We start from the raw sequence: 6,117 nt of genomic DNA, 5'->3' as shown, positions 1-6,117 counted from the left end.
AGAAGGGTGTTGATGTCTGTCGTCACAAACGGATCATCGACACCCTTCGTCATTCCCGCGACTCAGGGATAGTTAGGACTTACTCGTCTAGGCGACGAGCCGGCACCGACGAAGTACCTACCCTCGCCTGCGCTGGGCAGCCGCGCATAGGGAAGACGACCTGGAGTGGGCTCCGGACGAAGTTGGAACTTGACAACCGGTCAGCAGCGCCCCAACCACTGCTCGCTCCCGCTGCGTCAGCTGCCTGCCGTCCATGCCGATGATCCTCCCATCGCTAGGGATCACCATCCGCTGCTGCCGCCGATCGAGCCCGCCCGGAGCCTCTGCCACCCTCGGTAGCCCTCGATGCTGTACGTCCAGATGGGAGAACGTTCGGAAGTGCCAAAGTGAGTGCATTCGATGGTGTCACGAAAAGTCCGGGATCACATAAATGCGCGTCGTATTAACCTATGCGTTTGAGTCGGTGAAAAACATGGCTCAGCCGGTGCCGTCCTGCACCGGATAGTGGATGACGACCGCACCGCCGGTGGCGTAGTTGGCGACATCGGCGGCCACCTGCCGGCCTTCCGGAGACGACCTCGACGCGGTCATCGCCGCAGCGTCAGCGAACTCGGCTTCGAAGACCGCGAAGTACGACGGCGCCTGTCCCTGCGTCGCTGCCACGTCGAAGCTGTAACGCCACGCGAGCAGGCCGGGCATGCGTGTGACCAGCGGGAGGTGGTGGGTCACGTAGTAGTCGCGGAAGTGGTCGGGATCGGCGGGCTCGGGATACAGGACCACCAACTTGTGCATGTTCGGTTCCTTTGTTTACGGGTGCGTGCTATCCAGCTGGAGATTTGCCTATTGTCATTGCCGTGTCAAGCGGAGAGTCGGCGGCGCATACGTGGGAGTGCACAACCGACTCAGGCGATGGGGTTGCCGCCTCGGCGTAGCTGGCTGTGGGGTTCTTGTTCGGCTTGCCTCTCTTTCGGTAATCGGATCGTCTTGACTGATGCTGGTTCGGTGCCCTGGTTGATCTCGGGCTGGCGGTGGCGGGCGAGCGTCAGGCTGGTCAGTGCCGTGATTGCCATCGCGGCGATGCCGATCAGTGCTGCCGTGGTGTAGGCGCCGTCGTTTGGGAAGAGATGGCCGCTATCGGTGCCGGCGGCCAGGGTCAGGCCGCCCAGAGCGCTGCCCAGGGAGTACCCGACGCTGCGGACGACGTAGTTGAAGCTCATGGCGCTTGATGTTTCGCTCTTGGGGGTGACGGCCAGGATGACGCCGGGCATGGCAGCCGAGAAGCTGCCGACGCCGAAGCCGAGCACGCCCATGGCCGTGAGCAGTTCGGCTAGGTTCGACCGTTCGGCCGCGAACAGGACGAACCCGCCGCCGACGACGACAGCGCTGCCGGCCAAGAGCAGGGGGGCGTCGATCCGTTCGCGGACCCGGGGCGTGAGCTTGCCGGCGATGAAGCCCAGCACGGAGAACGGGACGAGGACCAGCCCGGCGGCGAAGGTGGTCAGCCCGAATCCGTAGCCGACGCTGTTCGGTGTCTGCGCGTACCGGGTAATGAGGGTGAGCAGCAGGTACATGCCGCTCCCGCCGACGAACATGGCGACATTCGCCCCGGCGACTGCTGGGTGCCGTACGGCCCGGATATCGACCAGCGGTGTCTTGCTGCGCAACTCGGAGGCGACCCAGATGCAGAGCAGGAGCACAGCGCCGATGGCGAGGACCACCGTCACACGGAGGTGATGGCTCCACAGGCTCCTCTGGCTTGCCAGGAACAGGACGAGGAACAGTCCCCCCGCTAGGACGAGCGCGCCCGCAACGTCCACGCGAGCGGAGCGGCCTTCGGGAGCTTTGGGGATAGAACGCCACGCGGCAAGGAATGCGGCAGCGGTGACGAACAGGCCGAGGCTGTAGGCCGCTCGCACACCGCCGAGTTCGGCGAGCAGACCGGCGAGCGGGTAACCCACGCCGGCCCCGATGATCGAGACCACTGAGATCAGGGCGATCGCAGCCGCGCTGCGCCCCTCGGGAAGATGGTCACGAGCTACGCCCATCATCAGCGCCGTCAATCCGAGCCCGACGCCCTGAGCCGCCCTGCCGGCAAGCAGCCAGGCGAAGGGCAGCGGCAGCACGGTGAGCGTGCTGCCAGCGACAACGACCGCCAGCGTGACGAGAATCGTGGCCCGCCGGTGTGGTCCGGCGCCGAGCCGGCCGAGGACGGGCGTAGCAACGGCGCCGCTCAGCAGCGCGATGGTCAACGTCCACTGCGCACTGTCGAGCGAGACGTGCAACGTGGTGGCCACGCTGGTGATGAGCGGCGTTCCCAGACTGCCGACCGCCGCGACGACCAGTGCAATGAACATCAGGGCGGGGAACAGTAGGCGCGCCTTGGAATACTCTGCGAGGGTCACTGCTTCGCCCCTTCGCGACCCTGGTCTTCGAGCTCCGCCAGATGCAGCAGCGCTGGGAGGGCCGCCTGCAAGGCTTTGACTTCTTCCCTGGTGAGTTCGTCGATCAATCGCGCAAACGCCTCGACGCCCGCCCGGCGGCGCGCCCGAACATAGGACGCGCCCGCCTCGGTCAGACACACCAGCGTGACCCGCTTGTCGGACGGGTCGCCGCTCCGCTCGACCAGCCCGGATTCCTCCAGCACCCGAACCAGGACAGTCATCGCGGGCTGGGTGACACCCTCGATCACGGCGAGGTCGGTGATCCGTCGCGGGCCGGTCCGATCCAGGGTGGCCAGGGTGGCCGCGGACGTGACGCTCATGTCACGTGGAAGACGTCTCACGGTCCTGGTGGCCAACCCGTAGAGGGCTGACCCGATGTCGGTGGGAGTGCCACGAGCGGTGTCTTGACGGCTCACGGTCGAAGCATAGCACTTTTATATGAATGCTCTATGCATCTCTCGTCCCGGCTCGAACCCGGCCCCGGACGGAGTGCCGAGCAGCGATGGATATACGGGCCGTTCGGCGATGCGGTCGTCCGTGCTTCGTCGCGACGAGGTAGCCGGTCAGGCTCGGGCAGGGAACGAGGTGATGTCGGTAGGGCGCCAAACACGAGGGGGAGGCTGTCACTGTCGGTAGCCATAAACAGTCGAGTTCAGGCAGGAGGACGTGCCGGTGTGCCGATGTTCGCGTACCCGATCACGGCGGTGATGGCGACAACGGCGTGTGCTGGCCGTGGGCCACCCGTCGCGGGGCTCGCCGTATCGTCGGTGCTTCGTGGCACCATGCTGGACCATGGATCATCAGGGGCAGTTTCGTGGTGCGGCGCTCGCGTTGGGCGTACCGGACGACGAGATCAGCAGGTTCATCACGTACCTCCGGCTGTCGATCGGGTTGAGCGGGAGCTCCGGCGGAGTTCTGGTCGGACAGTTCGGTGGGTTGCCCCGGCTGCCGGTGAACGAGGACTGGCCGTCCGGTCGGGTCGGTCAGTTGCCGTTCATCTTTTCCGTCGACTGTGCGGCGCTGCCGAGGGTCGACGGCTTTGGCCTGCCGGCGGACGGCGCGCTGTTGTTCTTCCTGGACCACGAAAACGACTACCTGGCCGGTGGCGCCGCGGATCATGAGTACGCGCGAGTCGTGTACGTACCGGCCGGCACTGACACGGCGGTCGCAGAACCCCTCAACCCCGAGATCGTCGGGGAGCAGTGGGACGTGAGCGCCTCGCTCCTTGCCGAGTTCCCCAACTGGTTCGCGACGAACGACGACGACGAGGACGACCTGTCGCCCTTCCAGCAGCAACTGGCCCGTGACCTGGAGCGTGACGTGCCGCACCTGGACGAGCTCTGCGCTCTGGCCCACGATCTCTGGCCGCCGGGCGAAGGGCTCGCCAGCGCCTACATCGGCGGGTATGTCGACGACGAGGTGATCACGAGCATCGCGGAGCAGACCCTCGCCGGACGCGAGAAGGCCGGCGAGATCGTCATCCCGGTGGCGAAATGGTATTCCCATGTGGAGGAGGAGAAGCACCGGCTGACGGGTGAGTGGGTGTCGCTCGCCCGCTTTTCCCTGGACGACGAGTTCTATTCCGGGAGTTTTGTGGTCCGCCACGACGACCTGGCCGCCGGCCGACTGGACAAGGGGTTCTCCGTGACCGAGTTCAGCGAGTAGAAGCCTGGGGCGCCGAATGCGTCTGCGGATCCGCGTTGCCTGCGATCGCCGACGCCAGGTACTGGGCATCCGCTCATGCCGCCGACCAGGCACGTCACCCTTTGGCGAGAGCCGTCACGTTTCGTGCAGGTCCGCCGGTGTCGGTCGGCTTCCGGACCTGTCGAGAAGAGCTCGCCGCTTATGCGCCTGACCCGCTCGTCTTGGGCCTCATGTCAACCCATGTCGTGAGACAAAACGGGTGACCCGCCGGATCTGCGTACACGTAGCATTGCTCGCTGTTGGGCTGGAACTCGTACTTCGTCGCTCCCGCCTTCAACACGCGCAATTCTGCGGCAGCCCGGTCTTCGACATAGAACTCAAGGTGTACCTGGGCGGACGATGCGGGGTCGGGCCACATCGGGGGCGTGTATCCGACCACCCGCTGGAAGTCCATGCGGCCGGTCGGGCAGATGACCGTGGCCCAGTGCTCATCCAGATTGGTAACCGTGCCACCGGTGATCTCAGCATAGAAGGTCGCCATCAGCTCCGTGTCGAGACAGTCCAGAGTGACCGAGGCGAGCCGGATGGAGTCGGACATGGTCGTCTCCCTGAGAGGAACGGGGCGTCCTACCCTAGGACGCGTCAGCATTCGGCGCCGGATCGCGGACGCTACCAGGTTCACTGATCTGCCGCGATCCGATCGCGACACGGCGTCGCGACGAGCCCGCAGCGGCTAACGCACCTGTCGGAACAGCGCCGCCGATCAAGGCCGGGCAGCCAGGGCGGGAGCTAGGCGGTCGATGCGGTTGGCAGCTGGAGGTGATCGCTGCTGCCGGCCGACGCCTTCGAGCCTGACGTACGGTGGGCCAGTGCTGGACGTGGCTATGTTTCGTCGTGTCTGCTACGAGGCTGCACGTCGCGCCGGCGGCAAGGTGATTGAGTTCCGAATCTCAGCTGGCGTGACGCCTAACTTCCATCAGGGGATCATCGTCTGCCAAGACCATACCGTCGCTGTGACCTGCGTCCGCGGCGCGGCGCTGCTGGCCATCGCCGTGCCTCGCGACTTCGACTCCACACCGGCACGCGAGTCCGGGCCGCTGCGCTTCATCGACATGCCCGACCTGGCCGCTGCGTTGACGGACGCAGGGGCAGGTGTCGAGGGCTTCACAGTGCTCACGGCGTTCGAGCTGGACGGCCCGATCGATTGGGCACGGTGGCCTGGCATGAGTTCGGACGTCCGGCGCTGGAACCCCTGCTCATTGGGTGAAGCTCTTTTCACCTACTGGGACTGATTTTTCGGTGTAGTCCCGTACGCACCGATCTGCTGCCCGACCGTGCGTGCAGGCAGACAACAAGCCGTCACGTTCCGTGTTTGGCATCCCGTGGTGCCGGCATCCTGAACTGCCGAGTTGAGGGCGGGTTCAGGGTCGGGTGGAATGCGCCGGTTGGCGGATCTATCTCGGGTTTGTGAAGCGGCGGTTGAGTTCCTCCCGGATAGCGGGCACTCGATCGCAACGATTGAGTAGACGACCGTTTCGCGCACGCTGCCATCAAACATGATCATGTGGTTGCGGAGGATTCCGTCTCGCTTGGCGCCGAGGCGTTCGATCGCTCTCCGAGAGCGATGGTTGAGCCAGTGGGTGCGAAACGCGACGGCGATATAGCCGATGTCGTCGAACGCGCGGGTCAATAACAAGAGCTTGCACGCCGCGTTGATACCGGTTCCTGTTGGGAGGCCGCGTACCAGGTGTAGCCGATCTCGACGCGGCGGTTGACCGCGTCAATGTGGCACAAGCTAGTCACGGCCACCGCCCGACCGGTGTCGGAAAGGCACACGGCGAAGGGCTGCATGGTGCCCGCAGACCGCTCAACGATGAACCGCCTGACGGTCTCACCCGTGGTGTCGGGGGTGGGAACGCTCGTGAAGAACAGCTCCCGTCTCAACAAGCGCCATGACAGGCCTCCCACATCGCCCGGGTCATCTCGTACTCGACCTCACCCAGGTCCGCCCCCGGCAGCGGGTCATCCCAGA

At 65.4% G+C, this 6,117-nt stretch carries 6 protein-coding genes; 2 read left to right on the top strand and 4 right to left on the bottom strand.

The genetic code is table 11. The features are described from left to right. Positions 1-477: 477 nt before the first annotated feature. From ACWEFB_RS38185 to ACWEFB_RS38175, 3 genes are all read right to left on the bottom strand, one after another. On the bottom strand, positions 478-792 hold the full coding sequence (locus tag ACWEFB_RS38185) for an EthD family reductase (protein WP_452293102.1): 315 nt from the start codon (positions 790-792) through the stop codon (positions 478-480). 110 nt (positions 793-902) lie between these two features. Continuing rightward, complete coding sequence (locus ACWEFB_RS38180; protein ID WP_452293101.1) at positions 903-2,402, bottom strand: MFS transporter; 1,500 nt, start codon at positions 2,400-2,402, stop codon at positions 903-905. Next, positions 2,399-2,761, bottom strand: a complete 363-nt coding sequence (locus ACWEFB_RS38175; RefSeq protein ID WP_452293100.1) for a MarR family winged helix-turn-helix transcriptional regulator — start codon at positions 2,759-2,761, stop codon at positions 2,399-2,401. The genes ACWEFB_RS38180 and ACWEFB_RS38175 overlap by 4 nt, the downstream gene beginning before the upstream one ends. Before the next feature lie 472 nt (positions 2,762-3,233). On the opposite strand from ACWEFB_RS38175, the gene ACWEFB_RS38170 reads away from it, so the two are divergent. Further along, a complete protein-coding gene (locus tag ACWEFB_RS38170) occupies positions 3,234-4,106 on the top strand; it encodes a DUF1963 domain-containing protein (protein ID WP_452293099.1) in 873 nt (290 codons plus the stop codon). Positions 4,107-4,284: 178 nt separating this feature from the next. Here ACWEFB_RS38170 and ACWEFB_RS38165 read toward each other — a convergent pair whose 3' ends face one another. After that, positions 4,285-4,683, bottom strand: coding sequence for a VOC family protein (locus ACWEFB_RS38165; protein WP_452293098.1), 399 nt, complete (start codon positions 4,681-4,683; stop codon positions 4,285-4,287). A 271-nt stretch (positions 4,684-4,954) separates the two neighbouring features. Here ACWEFB_RS38165 and ACWEFB_RS38160 point away from each other — a divergent pair, with 271 nt between their 5' ends. After that, positions 4,955-5,377: a hypothetical protein gene (locus tag ACWEFB_RS38160; protein ID WP_452293097.1), complete on the top strand. Its 423-nt coding sequence runs from the start codon at positions 4,955-4,957 to the stop codon at positions 5,375-5,377. The last annotated feature ends 740 nt before the right edge of the window (positions 5,378-6,117 follow it).

It is taken from the genome of Micromonospora sp. NPDC004704 (assembly GCF_053601675.1).
Note: the sequence above shows the minus strand (reverse complement) of the source record. Positions and strands in the feature narration are given on the sequence as shown.